General features: G+C 37.4%; 18 protein-coding genes, 1 other RNA gene and 1 other annotated feature. Of the genes, 16 read left to right on the top strand and 3 right to left on the bottom strand.

Going from position 1 to position 15,419, the window contains the following annotated elements; translation table 11 throughout:
• The first annotated feature begins 110 nt into the window (after positions 1-110).
• The 13 genes from cysS (at position 111) to mprF (ending at position 10,245) form a co-directional block, all read left to right on the top strand.
• Positions 111-1,520 carry a cysteine--tRNA ligase gene (cysS, locus tag ACSVI6_RS06675; protein ID WP_491720681.1) on the top strand — a complete coding sequence of 470 codons (1,410 nt, stop codon included), beginning with the start codon at positions 111-113 and terminating at the stop codon, positions 1,518-1,520.
• Positions 1,520-1,939 carry a Mini-ribonuclease 3 gene (locus tag ACSVI6_RS06670; RefSeq protein ID WP_491720680.1) on the top strand — a complete coding sequence of 140 codons (420 nt, stop codon included), beginning with the start codon at positions 1,520-1,522 and terminating at the stop codon, positions 1,937-1,939. The genes cysS and ACSVI6_RS06670 overlap by 1 nt, the downstream gene beginning before the upstream one ends.
• The gene (gene rlmB, locus ACSVI6_RS06665; protein ID WP_491716669.1) at positions 1,929-2,681 is read left to right on the top strand and encodes a 23S rRNA (guanosine(2251)-2'-O)-methyltransferase RlmB; all 753 of its coding nucleotides are present in this window, start codon (positions 1,929-1,931) and stop codon (positions 2,679-2,681) included. Before ACSVI6_RS06670 ends, rlmB begins: the two co-directional genes overlap by 11 nt.
• A gap of 20 nt (positions 2,682-2,701) precedes the next feature.
• A complete protein-coding gene (locus ACSVI6_RS06660) occupies positions 2,702-3,226 on the top strand; it encodes an NYN domain-containing protein (protein ID WP_491716668.1) in 525 nt (174 codons plus the stop codon).
• Positions 3,227-3,346: 120 nt separating this feature from the next.
• Entirely contained in the window at positions 3,347-3,988 is a 642-nt protein-coding gene (locus ACSVI6_RS06655; protein WP_491719731.1) for a sigma-70 family RNA polymerase sigma factor, read from the top strand.
• 73 nt (positions 3,989-4,061) lie between these two features.
• Positions 4,062-4,211 (top strand): 50S ribosomal protein L33, encoded by a 150-nt coding sequence (rpmG, locus tag ACSVI6_RS06650; protein ID WP_491716666.1) that lies wholly within the window; start codon positions 4,062-4,064, stop codon positions 4,209-4,211.
• A gap of 12 nt (positions 4,212-4,223) precedes the next feature.
• Entirely contained in the window at positions 4,224-4,397 is a 174-nt protein-coding gene (gene secE, locus ACSVI6_RS06645) for a preprotein translocase subunit SecE (protein WP_491716665.1), read from the top strand.
• A gap of 128 nt (positions 4,398-4,525) precedes the next feature.
• A complete protein-coding gene (gene nusG / locus ACSVI6_RS06640) occupies positions 4,526-5,074 on the top strand; it encodes a transcription termination/antitermination protein NusG (protein ID WP_491716664.1) in 549 nt (182 codons plus the stop codon).
• A 125-nt stretch (positions 5,075-5,199) separates the two neighbouring features.
• On the top strand, positions 5,200-5,622 hold the full coding sequence (gene rplK, locus ACSVI6_RS06635) for a 50S ribosomal protein L11 (RefSeq protein ID WP_491720679.1): 423 nt from the start codon (positions 5,200-5,202) through the stop codon (positions 5,620-5,622).
• Between the two features lie 102 nt (positions 5,623-5,724).
• Positions 5,725-6,417 (top strand): 50S ribosomal protein L1, encoded by a 693-nt coding sequence (gene rplA, locus ACSVI6_RS06630; RefSeq protein ID WP_219282776.1) that lies wholly within the window; start codon positions 5,725-5,727, stop codon positions 6,415-6,417.
• A gap of 67 nt (positions 6,418-6,484) precedes the next feature.
• Positions 6,485-6,595 (top strand) — a sequence feature (ribosomal protein L10 leader region).
• Positions 6,596-6,623: 28 nt separating this feature from the next.
• On the top strand, positions 6,624-7,130 hold the full coding sequence (gene rplJ, locus ACSVI6_RS06625; protein WP_491716662.1) for a 50S ribosomal protein L10: 507 nt from the start codon (positions 6,624-6,626) through the stop codon (positions 7,128-7,130).
• Between the two features lie 34 nt (positions 7,131-7,164).
• Positions 7,165-7,530, top strand: coding sequence for a 50S ribosomal protein L7/L12 (gene rplL, locus ACSVI6_RS06620; RefSeq protein ID WP_491716661.1), 366 nt, complete (start codon positions 7,165-7,167; stop codon positions 7,528-7,530).
• A 90-nt stretch (positions 7,531-7,620) separates the two neighbouring features.
• Positions 7,621-10,245, top strand: a complete 2,625-nt coding sequence (gene mprF / locus ACSVI6_RS06615; RefSeq protein WP_491716660.1) for a bifunctional lysylphosphatidylglycerol flippase/synthetase MprF — start codon at positions 7,621-7,623, stop codon at positions 10,243-10,245.
• A gap of 52 nt (positions 10,246-10,297) precedes the next feature.
• On the opposite strand, the gene nrdF is transcribed toward mprF, so the two are convergent.
• From nrdF to ACSVI6_RS06600, 3 genes are all read right to left on the bottom strand, one after another.
• Complete coding sequence (gene nrdF / locus ACSVI6_RS06610; protein WP_491716659.1) at positions 10,298-11,266, bottom strand: class 1b ribonucleoside-diphosphate reductase subunit beta; 969 nt, start codon at positions 11,264-11,266, stop codon at positions 10,298-10,300.
• A gap of 103 nt (positions 11,267-11,369) precedes the next feature.
• Complete coding sequence (gene nrdE / locus ACSVI6_RS06605) at positions 11,370-13,535, bottom strand: class 1b ribonucleoside-diphosphate reductase subunit alpha (RefSeq protein ID WP_491720678.1); 2,166 nt, start codon at positions 13,533-13,535, stop codon at positions 11,370-11,372.
• A gap of 88 nt (positions 13,536-13,623) precedes the next feature.
• On the bottom strand, positions 13,624-13,860 hold the full coding sequence (locus ACSVI6_RS06600) for a redoxin NrdH (protein WP_491716657.1): 237 nt from the start codon (positions 13,858-13,860) through the stop codon (positions 13,624-13,626).
• Positions 13,861-14,106: 246 nt separating this feature from the next.
• Here ACSVI6_RS06600 and ACSVI6_RS06595 point away from each other — a divergent pair, with 246 nt between their 5' ends.
• The 3 genes from ACSVI6_RS06595 to ffs all read left to right on the top strand — a co-directional run bounded on the left by ACSVI6_RS06595 (position 14,107) and on the right by ffs (position 15,330).
• A complete protein-coding gene (locus ACSVI6_RS06595; RefSeq protein ID WP_491716656.1) occupies positions 14,107-14,709 on the top strand; it encodes a class I SAM-dependent methyltransferase in 603 nt (200 codons plus the stop codon).
• An 11-nt stretch (positions 14,710-14,720) separates the two neighbouring features.
• Positions 14,721-15,212, top strand: coding sequence for a tRNA adenosine(34) deaminase TadA (gene tadA, locus ACSVI6_RS06590; protein ID WP_491719728.1), 492 nt, complete (start codon positions 14,721-14,723; stop codon positions 15,210-15,212).
• A gap of 31 nt (positions 15,213-15,243) precedes the next feature.
• Positions 15,244-15,330: signal recognition particle sRNA small type (ffs, locus tag ACSVI6_RS06585), an RNA gene on the top strand.
• Positions 15,331-15,419: the final 89 nt, after the last annotated feature.

The following is a 15,419-nucleotide window of genomic DNA, read 5'->3' as shown; positions in this document are numbered from 1 at the left end:
TTCCCGTACGATAATTTATCGTAAAGGAACCCTTTTTTATTTTAAATTGATGATTAGTTTATGCTAAAATGAAAACACTTATTAATAATTTTGAGATTGGGGTGTAGGATGTGCTAAAAATTTACAATACGTTAACTCAAGAAAAAGAAAACTTTGAACCAATTCATCCAGGAGTAGTGAATATGTACGTCTGTGGACCTACCGTCTACAATTACATCCACATTGGCAATGCGAGAAGTGTCGTTGCTTTTGATACCATTCGCCGTTACTTAGAATACTGCGGATATCAAGTTAATTATGTTTCTAATTTTACTGACGTTGACGATAAGATGATTAATGCGGCTAAGCAAGAGGGGATTACAGTTCCCGAGCTGGCAGATAGATATATTGCTGCATTTATGGAAGATACGCGGGCTTTAAATGTCCAAAAGGCAACCAAGCATCCGCGTGCTACAGAAAACATTCCAGAAATTATTCAATTCGTTAGTGATTTAGTTGATAAGGGATATGCTTACGTCGTTGATGGAAATGTTTATTATCGGGCCCGTAAGTTTGCGACCTATGGTCAATTAGCGCATGAAAGTATCGATGACTTAGAGGCTGGTGCTAGTAAACACGTTAGTGATGAGGAAACAGCCCAAAAAGAAGATCCAATTGATTTTGCACTTTGGAAGAAGCAAAAGGGCGATGAGATTGCTTGGGATTCCCCATGGGGGAAGGGTCGTCCCGGCTGGCATATTGAATGTTCAGTAATGGCTACCAAGTATCTCGGCGATACAATCGATATTCATGGTGGAGGCATCGACCTAGAATTTCCTCATCATGAAAATGAACGTGCCCAAAGCCAAGCTAGAACTGGGCAAACATTCGTTAACTACTGGATGCATAATGGATTCGTGACCGTTGGTGAAGACAATGAAAAGATGAGTAAGTCCCTAGGTAACTTTGTGACGGTCCATGACTTAATTAAAACCACTGATCCACAAGCAGTCCGTTTTTTGATGTCGACGACTCAATATCGTAGACCAATTAATTATAATCCTACTAACTTGCAAACAGCGGCTGCTAATTTAAAGAAAATCAAAACTGCTTATAGTAATTTAAGCTATCGGCTTAAGGATGCTGATGATTATAATGATCCAAAGGTCGATCAAGAAATTAGACAGATCCAAGCAGATTTTCAAGATGTCATGGATGATGACTTTAATGTGCAAAATGGAATTGATAAAGTCTATGAATTAGCTAAGTTAGGGAATGTTTATTCCGAACGCCCATTGGTGTTCAAGGATACTATCAAGTTGATCTTACAACGTTTAAAGCAACTAGCTAGTATTTTTGGGATTGAGTTTACGGTTGATCAATTAGATGATCAAAAAATTGAAGCCTTAATTCAAGAACGGAATCAAGCGCGTGATGATCGTAATTTTGAACGTAGTGATCAGATCAGATCAGAGCTAAAGGCACAGGGAATCGTGCTTGAAGATACAGCACAAGGAACTCGTTTCAGAAGGGAATCATAATGACAGAGAATAATGTTGATTATCAACAGCTTAACGGGATTGTTTTAGCTTATTTAGGCGATTCAGTTTATGAGGTATACATCCGTAAGCACCTCCTTACACTTGGGATCACGAAGCCAAATCGGTTACAAAAAGTGGCTACTAAGTACGTTTCAGCGAAAGCGCAAGCAGCTTTGATTGCTCTAATGCAAGAAGATGGGATTCTTTCTGAAGCGGAATGGGCGGTCTTTAAACGGGGAAGAAATGCAAAGAGTTATACCCATGCTAAAAACACCAGTGTTGTAACTTATCGCATTTCAACTGGATTTGAGGCGTTAATGGGCTACCTATCGTTAAGTGAAGAATTAGATCGGCTCAATTTCTTAGCTGATTGGTGTATAAAACAAGTTGATAATGGGAGAACGATTCATGAAAAGTAATGACGATTTTGTGATTGGCCGCCATCCTGCAGTTGCGGCTTTAAGAAGTAAGCAGGAAATTAATAAAGTGTTTTTGCAAGATGGAATTAAAAAAAGCGATGCAGTGGTTAGTGAAATAATTAAATTAGCAAAGGGTCGTCATTTAATTATTTCGATGGTTCCAAAAGCAAAGTTAGATTTACTTTCAGATCATCAAAATCACCAAGGTGTCATTTTGGCGATTGCATCATATAAATACGCAACGATCGATGAAATTTTTGAAAATGCTGAAAAAAAGGGGACTGCTCCATTTTTCGTAATTTTGGATAGTATTGAGGATCCACATAACTTAGGTTCCATTATGAGAACCGCTGATGCTGCTGGTGTTTCTGGAATCATTATTCCAAAGCATCGTGCAGTCGGTTTAACTTCAACTGTTGCTAAGACTTCTGCTGGCGCGATTGAACGGGTTCCAGTTGCTCGGGTTACAAATTTGGTACAAACCGTAAATGAATTAAAAGATCGTAATGTTTGGATTTTTGGAACCGATGTTAATGGAACTGATTACCGGAAATGGAATGGAAATGGTGCGGTTGCTTTGGTAATTGGAAATGAGGGCAAGGGAATTTCACCGCTTCTAAAGAAGCAAGTTGATGAAATGTTAACAATCCCAATGGTCGGAGAATTACAAAGTTTAAATGCAAGTGTGGCTGCCGGACTATTAATGTATCAATGTTTTAACTCCAGAAATCCATTATCTTAAAATAATGGAGTTGATTAATTATGAAAGAGCAGCTATTGTTGGTCGATGCTTATAATGTAATTGGTAGTTGGCCAAAGTTAAATGAACTAAAATTGGATAATCGCTTACCAGAAGCACGTGACGAATTACTACGGATTTTATCGGAATATCAAAAATACCGTAAAATTAATATGGTAATAATTTTTGATGCGATGTATGTTCCTGGGTTGGCTAAAAAAGATAAACATTATAATCTTGATATTGTTTGGACTGGTAAGGATGAAACTGCTGATAGTTACATCGAAGCGTTAGCTCGTAAGAAGCAATCGCGTTTTATCCAAGTAATAGTAGTTACCAGTGATCAAGCTGAACAATGGACTGTTTTTTCAGCTGGCGCATTGCGATTGACTTCCCGAGATTTATTGCGGGATGTTACGCGTGCTAAAAAGGAAATTACGCGCCATGTGCATAGTTATAAAAACATAGGCAGTGGACGTAATTCACCTTTTTCAGATCAACAGTTAAGTAAGTTAGCGCATTTACGAGACCGTCTTTCAGATCAATAAATTAATTTAATTTTTATTAATTAATTAATATTTAATAATTGGTACATGTTTTAAGAATAAATGTTCGCTTGTTGTTATGATACCCTTTTGCTAAATTTGTTTAAAAGGGGGTGATCCATAATGAACACGATCGAACAAAATCGAATTGCGAATACTACTACTACGCATGTTATAAAATCTAAAAAACCCATTCATAAAAACCAAATTATTAGTGAAATTGATTTAATTAAATCGATTCAAAGTGGGAACGAGCAATCAATTAGAAAGTTATTTAATAAATATAAACCAATCGTTAATAAAATGTGGCGGCAATATTTTATCAAGGGAATGGAAATTGAGGATTGGTATCAAGAATCAATGATCGTTTTAGTCCGAATCGTAGATAAATATGATTGTGACAGAGGGATTAGCTTTGGTAGTTATTACCGCCAAGCATTAAAAAACCGCTTTTTTGATTTAATTCGGCGTAAGAATGCCCAAAAAAGATTTCCTGATAATTTAGTGAGTTCATTTGAAGCATCTGAGGGTTTTTATTCTGATACGCTTGTTGATACGAATTCATTTTGTCCTGAAAAATTAATTTTTCAAATTGAAAAGCTAAGTGCAATCTTTAGTAAGCTTTCTAAATTTGAATCTAGGGTTTTTGGTGAAATGGTAAAATCATCCTCCATAAGTAAGATTGCTAATAAGTATAATTGTTCGGAAGAAAAAGTAATAAATGCTTTTGAACGTTGTAAGCGTAAGTTTAACCAAATGGAATGAACGTTGATTTAGTGATGTTTGACTACCAAGGTTGAACATGCTAATATTTAAATGATTACGTGGGGGTATTCCTATGTCAAAAAATAAGTTAGTACTAGCATGTTCAGTTTGTGGATCACGGAATTACATCACGGATGACAATTCAAAACGATCTGAACGCCTAGAAGTAAAAAAATTTTGTAAGCACTGTGGAAAGCATACTTTGCATCGAGAGACACGCTAGTAGGAGGGTCTTATGCGATTAATTAATTTTTTTAAGAGCGTTATTCAAGAAATGAAAATTGTTGTTTGGCCTAATGCTAAACAAACAAGGGAAGATACTTCAACTGTTTTAGGAGTTACAATTTTATTTGCAGTTTTCTTTGCAGTTGTCGACCACTTGGTTCAGCTATTATTAAAGATTTTATAAGATATATAAAAACCTACAAATGTGAGGTTTTTTTATTTTGGAAAATTTTGCATAATTAGTGGATAGTGGTTATTATGATATAATATTCTAGATGGTTGAATGATTAATAAATAAAGGAGCAATTTGAAATGGTAGAATCAGCAGAAAAACAATGGTATGTATTACATACTTACTCTGGTTATGAGAACCGTGTCAAAGCGAACATCGAGTCACGTAAGGAATCAATGGGGATGTCTAACTATATCTTTAGAGTAGTCGTTCCTGAACAAGAAGAACATGAAGTTAAGAACGGGAAAGATAAGATTAAAATGGACAAGACTTTCCCTGGATATGTATTAATTCAAATGGTTATGACCGATGAATCATGGTATATTGTTCGAAATACACCAGGAGTGACTGGTTTTATTGGTTCCCATGGACAAGGAAGTAAGCCAACGCCATTGCTACCTGATGAAGTAGAATTAATCTTGAGTCGTTTGGATCAAACTCCTGAAACAAAGGAAATCGATGCCAAAGTTGGTGACACTGTTACCATTATTGATGGTGCATTTTCCGGACTATCTGGTAAGATTATTGAAATTGATAATGAAAAAGCTAAATTAAAGGTTGATATTGATATGTTCGGTCGGGAAACTAGTGCTGAATTAGATTTTAATCAAATTAAAACTGATGAATAAAACCTTGAAACACAAATAACTTTGTGTTATATTTACTTTTGTATGTTTTTTGCATATGTTTTTGAACGTGGGAGGAGAAATTTAGATCTCCATTTACCACACACGGACTTAAGGAGGTATGTCTCGTGGCTAAAAAAGTAGCTAATGTAGTTAAATTACAAATTCCTGCGGGTAAAGCAACACCCGCTCCTCCAGTTGGACCTGCTTTAGGTCAAGCTGGAATTAACATCATGGGATTCACTAAGGACTTTAATGCCCGTACCGCTGATCAAGCTGGTATGATTATCCCAGTTGTTATTACTGTTTTCGATGACCGTTCATTCGAATTTATTACTAAGACACCACCAGCTGCAGTATTATTAAAGAAAGCTGCTGGAATTCAAAAGGGTTCTGGTGAACCTAACACTAACAAGGTAGCTGAAGTTACCAAGGACCAAGTGAAGGAAATCGCCGGAACTAAGATGAAAGATCTTAACGCAGCTGATGTAGAAGCCGCAATGCGTATGGTCGAAGGTACTGCACGCAGTATGGGGATCACTGTTAAGTAATTTCATTCATACTGTGGGTAGGCCCCGATGCTCTAATTGATTTTAGGGTATCAAGTGGGAGGTTTATCCGTTATAACCACAATTGCAAGGAGGAAAATACACATGGCTCGTAATAGAGGTAAAAAATACCAAGACGCACTTAAGCAAGTAGACCGTGAAAAGGCTTACTCTGTTGAAGATGCAGTTAACTTGGTTAAGAAAATTGATTTTGCAAACTTTGACGCAAGTGTTGAAGTTGCATTTAACTTAAACGTTGATACTAAGCAAGCAGACCAACAATTGCGTGGTGCTACTGTGTTACCAAATGGGACCGGTAAAGACCAAACTGTTGTTGTATTTGCTAAGGGTGACAAGGCCGCTGCTGCTAAGGAAGCTGGCGCTGACTTCGTTGGTGACGCTGATTTAGCTGAAAAGATTCAAGACGGTTGGTTGGACTTTGATGTTGCAATCGCTACTCCTGACATGATGGCACAAGTTGGTCGTCTTGGTCGGGTACTTGGACCTAAAGGTTTAATGCCAAACCCTAAGACTGGTACTGTTACTATGGACGTTGCTAAGGCTGTTAATGATGCCAAAGCAGGTCAAGTTACTTACCGTACTGACCGTGATGGAAACGTTGCTGTTTTAGTTGGTAAGGTATCATTCGATGCTGACAAATTAGTTGGTAACTTAAAAGAAATTGAAAACATTATTGCTAAGAACCGCCCTGCTTCAGTACGTGGGACTTACATTAAGAATATTTCAATCGCTTCAACTTTTGGCCCTGGAGTTAAGGTTGACGTTGAATCATTCTAAGTTATTAAACTAGGATCGAAATAAAAAATCCTCATATTGACTGTAACGATCCCTTGTGGTATAGTTACTCTGTTATATCAATCTACCTAAGACTCAGGTGGCGTTCGCCTTAAATATCCTGCCGAGGAATTCAATTCTCTCTATGTCTGGGTAGGCGTGGGGATTTTTTTATTTAAATCCCAAACAAATTTGGGAGGTGAAAATGAATGCGTAAAGATGTTTTAGCTGCTAAGGAAGAATTAGTAGCAGAATTTACAAAGAAATTGCAAGATGCTAACTCTGCGATCGTAGTTAACTACCGTGGATTAGATGTTGCTGACGTTACTGACTTACGTAAGCAATTACGTGATGCTGACGTTTCATTTAACGTTATTAAAAACAACGTTATCAGTCGTGCTGCTGAAAAGGCTGGTTATGAAGAATTAAAGGATATCTTTAAGGGACCTACTGCAGTTGCCTTCTCTAACGAAGACCCAATTGCTCCCGCTAAGATCTTGAAGAACTTTGCTGACAATAATGACGCTCTTGTTATCAAGGGTGGTATGATTGAAAAGAAGGTTGCTTCATTAGATGAAATTAATGAATTCGCTTCATTACCAAGTCGTGACGAATTACTTGCTACTCTTGCTAACGTATTGCAAGCTCCTATTCGGAACGTTGCTTACGGTGTTAAGGCAATTGCTGAAAGTAAAGACGACGATAGTGCCGCTTAAAAATTAAAATTTATCCAAAATGGAGGAAAATAAAATGGCTTTTGATAAAGATAATATTATTGCTCAACTTAAAGATGCTTCAATCTCTGACTTAAACGACTTAGTTAAGTCAATCGAAGATGAATTCGGTGTTTCAGCTGCTGCTCCTGTTGCAGCTGCTGGTGCTGCTGGTGCCGATGGTGGCGCTAAGGATTCATTCGACGTTGAATTAACTTCAGCTGGTAGTGCTAAGATCAAGGTTATCAAGGCAGTTCGTGAAATCACTGGTGCTGGTTTGAAGGACGCTAAGGACATGGTTGACGGTGCTCCTGCCGTTGTTAAGGAAGGCGTTTCTGAAGAAGAAGCTAACAAGCTCAAGGAACAACTTGAAGCTGCTGGTGCTACTGTTACCCTTAAGTAATTTTAGTATTAAGCTTAAAGCGTGTGGCATTTAGATGCCATGCGCTTTTTTGTTTATTGGAACTAAGTTTAGAGATGGAGGGCACTTCCGTTGAAATCTTTATATCAAAATACTAGGGAATTTTTTGCTAGGCACCTTAAGGTTATTCGAATTTTATTCATTTTTTCAGTTTTAATTTTTTCAATTCGAGAATTTTCAAAAATTATTTCTGAAGTGAATGGTCAACAGGTTAAGGCTAGTTTTGAAAGTCAATCGCCAACATCGCTATTAATCATGTTTGTATTGGGGATTATTGCGGTTTTACCAATGCTAGTATATGATTTTACAATTGTGAAATTTTTACCTGGTAAATTTAAGCCCCTTTATATTGTTAAAACCGGATGGATTACCAATGCGTTTACCAATATCTTGGGTTTGGGTGGACTGATTGGGGCAAGTCTACGAGCTAATTTTTACAATGAAAATGCTAAGCCTAAGGAAATTTTATATGCGATTTCTAAAATTGCATTGTTTTTATTGGCGGGACTTTCCACTTTCTGTTGGGTTTCGTTAATAATGATCTTTGGCTTCGATATGGATGGCGTATTAGCTAATTATTGGCCATTTCTTTTTGCGGGAGCGCTTTATTTCCCCATTATTTTCATTATTACCCGTCTGAATAATTCAGATTTTTTCAAGGATTTAACCATTAAAAGAGAATTAACTTTGATCATGGGTTCTTGTTTAGAATGGGGAAGCTGTGCTGCACTGTTCTTAATTATTGGTGCTTTAATGCACGTTGAAGTTAATTTAGTCTCAGTATTTCCGTTATTCATTATCGCCAACCTAATGGGGGTAATTGGAATGACGCCCGGTGGATTGGGCGGATTCGATGTAACCATTACGACTGGATTGATTATGATCGGACTTGATAAACCACAAACACTAGTTTGGCTGGCACTCTACCGAATCTTTTACTATGTTATTCCGTTTGTGATTGCATTAATTCTGTTCATTCATGATTACGGGAAACGGATTAATGAATTTTTAGATGATATTCCAAAGACCATTTTTCAAAGGACATCGCAGCTTTTAATGACATTTTTCCTTTATTTTTCTGGAATTATGTTGTTACTTTCGATTACCTTACCGAACGTGGTCTTGGTAAATAGCTTTTATCTATCGTTCGAGCCTTATACGTTCTACTTCTTGAATCAATTGTCGACAATTATCGTAGCGTTTATTCTCATTGGATTAGCGCGCGGATACGGTTCAAGAGTCAATCGGGCCTTTTGGCCTACGGTAGTCGTTTTAATAGTTGCGATTGGTAATACCTTGTGGAAAGAGAGTTTTCCTGCTAATATGACCATTTTATCGATCATATTGATATTGTTATTATGGGCATCCAAGGGTTCACTATATCGTTCCCGACTATCTTATTCCTGGGGTCAACGAATTATGGATACGGTTATTTTTGCATTTACATTTACAGCTTACACGTTGTTAGGTATTTATAACCGTTTTCACCATAACTTTAAGCATGGACCATTTAAGGGCTTTTTCCATCAACAAAATTCCTATCTATTCCCATCCCAGCAGGTTTGGTTATCCGGTTTTCTAGGATTATTAGCTGCTTCGCTAATTTTAGTAATTATTTATCGCTACTTCTCATCTAAGGAATCTAAATGGTTAGACCAACCCTTTAATGCCGATCGAGTTCGCAAAGTAATTGAACAATTTGGTGGCAATGAAGTGAGTCACTTAGCGTTTGTTCGCGACAAGCAGATCTATTTCTATACCGAAGATGATGAAGATCAAGTCTTCTTTATGTTTAAGCGAAAGGCAAATAAATTAGTTATTATGGGAGAACCAGTTGGAAATCAAGAACGGGTTTCAGCAGCAATCGATCAATTTATGATCGATGCTGATAAAATTGGTTTATCATTAGTATTCTATGAAGTTGGAGAAAAATTCACCATGATCCTTCATGAAAAGGGCTTTGATTTTACCAAGGCTGGTGAAGAAGGAATGGTCGAATTAAGCAAGTTCACCTTAGTTGGTAAAAAACATCGGGGTGAACGAGCATTGATGCATAAGTTTGAACGTGATGGGTATGTATTTTCAATTGTTCAGCCACCGTTTGATGATCAATTTATGAATGAATTGAAGGATATTTCTGACCAGTGGTTAAACGGCAATTCTGAAAAGGGCTTTTCGCTAGGCTATTTTGACCCTTATTATTTGAATCAGGCACCAATTGCGATCATGAAGAACCAAGATGGCAAGGTAGTTGCGTTTGCCAATATTATGCCAACCGGTGAACATGACATCACTTCAATTGATTTGATGCGTTCAAGTGAAGATGCTCCATCTGGAATCATGGATGGCATTTTCATTAATTTATTCCAATATTCATTGGAAAATAAGTACCAATACTTTAACTTAGGAATGGCACCATTATCAAATGTTGGTCGTTCACGGTTTAGTTTTATTGATGAAAAGCTTGCTAACTTAGTTTATCGTTATGGTCAATCGTTTTATAGTTTCCAAGGATTAAGATCATATAAGGAGAAATACGTTAATGTCTGGGTCCCTCGTTACATCGTTTATCGCAGAAAGAGTTCATTGATATTTACAATGCTGCAAATTTTGATGATTGTGAACGAACGGATTGGCGGGGAACAGCATCAACGAGGACCGTTTAAATTAATTGCACAGTTATTTTCATCGAAGTAACCAAAAAAGTGCTCCCTAGATAATTCTAGGGGGCACTTTTTGCGTGGATTGATTATTTTTTAGGACGACCGATATCATAGTCATCGTTATTCATTGCCTCAACTTGGCCTAGTCGATACCCATTTCCAACTTGTGAAAAGAAGTCGTGGTTAGCAGTAGAGGTTGAAATTCCGTTCATAACGATTGGATTAACATCATCTGCAGTATCAGGGAAGAGTGGATCTTGACCTAGGTTCATCAATGCTTTATTAGCATTATATCTGGTAAAAGTTAGGACTTCGTCAGACCAGCCAACTTGATCGTAAAGCACGTGAACGTACTTTTCTTCATTAGAATATAATTCATAAAGAAAGTCATACATCCAACTTTTAATCGATTCTTTTTCACTATCTGGAAGTTGATTAAAAGCTAATTGGAATTTATAACCAATATAAGTTCCGTGGACCGATTCGTCACGTAAAATTAACTTAATGATTTCAGCTACGTTTGGTAACTTATTATTACCGAGGTACCATAATGGGGTAAAGAAGCCAGAATAGAATAAGAATGTTTCAAGGAAAACACTGGAAACCTTTTTCTTTAGTGGATGGCTGTCGTCATGATAGAGCGTGTAGATCTTCTTAGTTTTATTTTGTAAGAACTCTTCACTGTCGCTCCAATCAAAAATTTCTTTAATTTCTTCATTCGTATTTAACGTTGAAAAAATTGATGAATAGCTTTTGGCATGCACTGATTCCATAAATTGAATGTTATTTAATACTGCAGTTTCATGAGGGGTTCTAACATCTTGTTTTAAAGCTGCCATCCCATCTTGAGATTGCAAAGTATCTAATAATGTCAATCCGCCAAAAACGTGCCCCACGACCCATTTATGGTCATCATCAAGGCTCCGCCAATCATGAAGATCGTTTGACAATGGTACCCGAGTGTCTAACCAAAATTGTTCGGTTAACTTTTCCCAGGTAGCCTTGTCAATTTCATCATTGATTGCGTTCCAGTTAATTGCTTTATAATTTTCCATGAGATTCTCCCATCCTATAAAATAAGCTTTCTGTTCGAATATTAAACATATCTAATAACTATAACTAATAATTATCATTTATACAACTACTTATTAGATAATCTTAAATTACACAGCTTTCACATTGACTAGCCCCAACTTCTTGTTGGTCATCTGTAAATGTTCTCACGTAGTATAATGACTTAATTCCCTTATAGTAAGCGTAGTTTCTCAGGATGTTTAGATCACGAGTCGACATCTTATCAGTCCGACCATTCTTCCATTCGTAGAGGCCTTCTGGAATGGTGGAACGCATGAATAGCGTCAAACTCATGCTTTGATCAATGTGTTCTTGAGCAGCTGCGTAAACGTCGATGACCTTGCGCATATCGATATCGTAAGCAGACTTGTAGTACTTGATCGTATCATTTGAAAGGTATGGAGCAGGGTAATAGATTTTACCGATCTTTGATTCGTACCGTTCTTCGATTCGGCTAATGATCGGATGTAAACTAGCAGTAGTATCATTGATGTATGAAATCGATCCGTTCGGTGCGACTGCTAATCGATTTTGGTGGTAAAGGCCATCCTTCATAACGGCTTGTTTTAATTCGTTCCAATCTTTAGTGGTTGGGACGAAAATACCCTTGAATAATTCCTTGACCCGTTCTGATTGTGGACCCCAATCCTTTTCAACGTATTTATCAAAGTAAGTCCCATCTGCGTACTTGCTCTTTTCGAAATTATGGAAACTGGTATTTCGTTCCCGTGCGATTTGGTTAGAAACCTTTAGTGTCCAGTAGTTCAATAGCATAAAGTATACGCCAGTGAATTCAATGGATTCAGGTGCACCGTATTCGATTTGATTTTTAGCGAGAAAACTGTGAAGCCCCATTGCGCCTAAACCAATGGTATGGGCTAATTTATTACCATGTTGAATTGATGGAACGACATCAATGTCTGAATGATCGGTAACGAATGTAAGTGCTCGGACCATTGCCTCGATCGACTTGCCAAAATCAGGACTTGCCATCATATTGACCATATTTGTGGATCCTAGGTTACATGAAATATCAGTCCCCAACTTAACGTATTCTTGCTTATTATTAACAGTGGATGGGGTTTGAACCTGCATGATTTCGGAACAAAGGTTACTCATTACGATCTTACCATCGATTGGGTTTGCACGATTAGCAGTATCGATATTGATGATGTAAGGATAGCCTGATTCTTGTTGAAGCTTACTGATCTCAGTTTCTAGCTCCCGCGCCTTGATCTTAGTCTTTTTGATTTCCGGATTGTTGACCATGTTGTCATATTCTTTTGAAATATCAACGTATGAGAAGGGTTCGCCATAAATCCGTTCAACATCGTAAGGACTGAATAGGTACATATCAGCATCAGCTCTCACTAGTTCATAGAACTTATCAGGAACGGTTACCCCTAATGACAGGGTCTTGACCCGAATTTTTTCATCAGCGTTTTCTTTTTTAGCGGATAGGAAGGAAATAATGTCAGGATGGAAAAGACTGAGATAAACCACTCCGGCTCCTTGGCGTTGGCCTAATTGGTTGGAGTATGAGAAACTATCTTCTAGCAATTTCATTACTGGAACGACCCCACTTGCGGCTCCTTCAATGTGCTTGATTGGATCGCCAGCGGCTCTTAAGTTCGAAAGGTTGATTCCAACCCCGCCACCAATTCTGGATAATTGAAGGGCGGAATTAATGGTTCTACCAATTGTATTCATATCATCAGTTGTTTGAATTAAGAAACAAGATACCAGTTCACCACGACGCTTCCGCCCGGCATTTAAGAAACTAGGGGTAGCTGGTTGGTAACGTTGGTTAATGATTTCATTTGCTAAACTCATTGCCAATTCTTCGTTACCATCAGCAAAGTAAAGGGCGTTTACGGCTGCACGATCAATGAAGTTTTCTAGGTAGTATTCATTATCGTTAGTTTTTAAAGCATATTGGGCATAGAATTTATATGCGGCCATGAATGTTTTGAAATGGAAATTTTGTGCCTTTAGGTAATCATATAGCTTTTCAATGAAGCTAAAGTTGTACTTGTTTATGAATTCCTTTTCTAAATAGTCGTTATCCACTAGGTATTGGTATTTTGCTTTTAATGATTCAAATTGCTTAGTATTTGGTTGGACGTTTTCCTTTAAAAAGGCTGCTAGTGCCTCTTTGTCCTTGTCCAGTTGAATTTGACCATCAACTGGGATGTTGATTTCATTGTTTAAGTCGTAATAAGTAACGTCCTTTAGATTCGATAGTCCCATTATTTCTCCACGCTCTCCTTCAAAATTTGCTAAAATAAAAGTGGCGAAGTCTTTACAGACATCGCCATTGTAGTAGAATTATTTAAGCTTAGGCTAACACTGATAACTTATTTAGTTGATCAGGTCTAAAACCGCTAAATGCCTTGATGCCGTCAGCTTTAACAACTGGCATTGCCATAAATCCTTCTGATTTTAATGTTTCAATGTATTCTGGTTGTTCATTGATGTTGATTTCATTGAAGTCGATTGAGTGTTCTTCTAGAAAACGTTTTGTCATTTTGCATTGCATACAGTTGTTTTTTGAGAATAGGGTAACTTGTGTCATAAGCGCGACCTCCAGTAAATTTTCATTTTAATTCGAATCAATTGAGGTGAACCTCAATTGATATTGACATGTTTTAATTTTACACTCTTAATAAATAATTTCAATGTAAAAATACCACAAGTAGTGTCTCTAAATTCGTGTAACACTAGATGTGGTATTATGATAATGTGTGAAACAATTTTAAAATTACTTTTTTAGTATTAAATTCGATAAATATTATTAACCTTATAGAAACGGATGGTAGAAATGACTGAATATTATTATACACCAAATCCTGATGTTAAACACGAAGAACAGACATGGAATTTTGAATTATTAGGGAATCGATTTACCTTCACTACCGACAACGGTGTTTTTTCGAAAAAGACTGTTGATTATGGATCACGGGTTTTAATTGACAACGTTGAAATTAATGCCCTTCCCGATGGAGACATCTTAGATTTAGGTTGTGGATATGGTCCAATTGGTTTGTCCTTGGCTAAAAAGTACCCACATCGTCAATTTACCTTAGTTGATGTTAACAATCGGGCGTTAGCATTGGCTGAAGTAAATGCTAAGCAAAACCAGGTCCAAAACGTGATCGTTAAAAATTCTGATGGTTATGAATCGGTTCCAGAACAATTTGCAGCTGTAATTACGAATCCACCAGTACGAGCTGGTAAAAAAGTTGTTGATGATATGATCACTGGCGCATTGGAGCACTTAGTAATCGGAGGACGTCTTACCGTTGTTTTACAAAAAAAGCAAGGGGCGCCTTCCGCTAAGCGATTAATGACCAACACGTTTGGCAATTGTAAGGTTTTAAAGCGTGATAAAGGTTATTACATTTTAGAAAGTCGCAAGCAATAGCAGGGGGTCAAATGGACAATCAACAAATTGAATCTTTTATGCAAATGGCGCTAACTGAGGCTCGAGTGGCCTATTACATTCATGAAGTGCCAATTGGAGCAGTAGTCGTTCATAATGGCAGGGTAATCGGGACTGGCCATAATCTCCGTGAATTAGCCGAGGATGCCACTGGTCATGCTGAGATTTTTGCGATTCAAGAGGCCTGTAGTACTTTGAATAGTTGGCGCTTAGAAGATTGTGATCTATATGTAACCGTTGAACCCTGTTTAATGTGTGCGGGGGCGATTTTAAATGCGCGCATTAAAAATCTTTATTATGGTTCCCGTAATGCTAAGGGTGGGGTAGTTGATAGCCTATACCAAGTTTTGAACGATCAGCGATTTAATCATCAAGTCAACGTTAACGGTGGGATATTAGCTAATGATTCTAAAACGATAATGAAATCATTTTTTAAGGCAGCTCGGAAGCGTAAAAAAATGGCTCGTCGTTCTGGACAATCATAGTAAAATAAGTTAAGATAATATTTGCCGTTAGGCCTTGAAGCAAGGATGTGCTAACGAACCGTGTCAGATCCGGAAGGAAGCAGCACTAAGTTTCCTACGTTCTGTGCTTCTCGTACATAGAATAACGCCCTCTTAGTCTGTTTAGGCTAAGAGATTTTTTATTTTAACATGGTTTGATTAGAAATCGTGTTTAATTCCATTTATAAT

This window comes from Nicoliella sp. ESL1106 (genome assembly GCF_058509965.1).
This window is presented reverse-complemented; position numbering and strand designations above follow the sequence as displayed.

Excerpts from the sequence above, each read along its gene's own strand:
- rplA (WP_219282776.1), top strand. The coding sequence starts at position 5,725 with ATGGCTCGTAATAGAGGTAAAAAATACCAAGACGCACTTAAGCAAGTA.
- ACSVI6_RS06600 (WP_491716657.1), bottom strand. The coding sequence starts at position 13,860 with ATGACACAAGTTACCCTATTCTCAAAAAACAACTGTATGCAATGCAAA.
- nrdE (WP_491720678.1), bottom strand. The coding sequence starts at position 13,535 with ATGGGACTATCGAATCTAAAGGACGTTACTTATTACGACTTAAACAAT.
- ACSVI6_RS06660 (WP_491716668.1), top strand. The coding sequence starts at position 2,702 with ATGAAAGAGCAGCTATTGTTGGTCGATGCTTATAATGTAATTGGTAGT.
- rlmB (WP_491716669.1), top strand. The coding sequence starts at position 1,929 with ATGAAAAGTAATGACGATTTTGTGATTGGCCGCCATCCTGCAGTTGCG.
- ACSVI6_RS06670 (WP_491720680.1), top strand. The coding sequence starts at position 1,520 with ATGACAGAGAATAATGTTGATTATCAACAGCTTAACGGGATTGTTTTA.
- ACSVI6_RS06655 (WP_491719731.1), top strand. The coding sequence starts at position 3,347 with ATGAACACGATCGAACAAAATCGAATTGCGAATACTACTACTACGCAT.
- rplL (WP_491716661.1), top strand. The coding sequence starts at position 7,165 with ATGGCTTTTGATAAAGATAATATTATTGCTCAACTTAAAGATGCTTCA.
- tadA (WP_491719728.1), top strand. The coding sequence starts at position 14,721 with ATGGACAATCAACAAATTGAATCTTTTATGCAAATGGCGCTAACTGAG.
- rplJ (WP_491716662.1), top strand. The coding sequence starts at position 6,624 with ATGCGTAAAGATGTTTTAGCTGCTAAGGAAGAATTAGTAGCAGAATTT.
- secE (WP_491716665.1), top strand. The coding sequence starts at position 4,224 with ATGCGATTAATTAATTTTTTTAAGAGCGTTATTCAAGAAATGAAAATT.
- nusG (WP_491716664.1), top strand. The coding sequence starts at position 4,526 with ATGGTAGAATCAGCAGAAAAACAATGGTATGTATTACATACTTACTCT.
- nrdF (WP_491716659.1), bottom strand. The coding sequence starts at position 11,266 with ATGGAAAATTATAAAGCAATTAACTGGAACGCAATCAATGATGAAATT.
- rpmG (WP_491716666.1), top strand. The coding sequence starts at position 4,062 with ATGTCAAAAAATAAGTTAGTACTAGCATGTTCAGTTTGTGGATCACGG.
- ACSVI6_RS06595 (WP_491716656.1), top strand. The coding sequence starts at position 14,107 with ATGACTGAATATTATTATACACCAAATCCTGATGTTAAACACGAAGAA.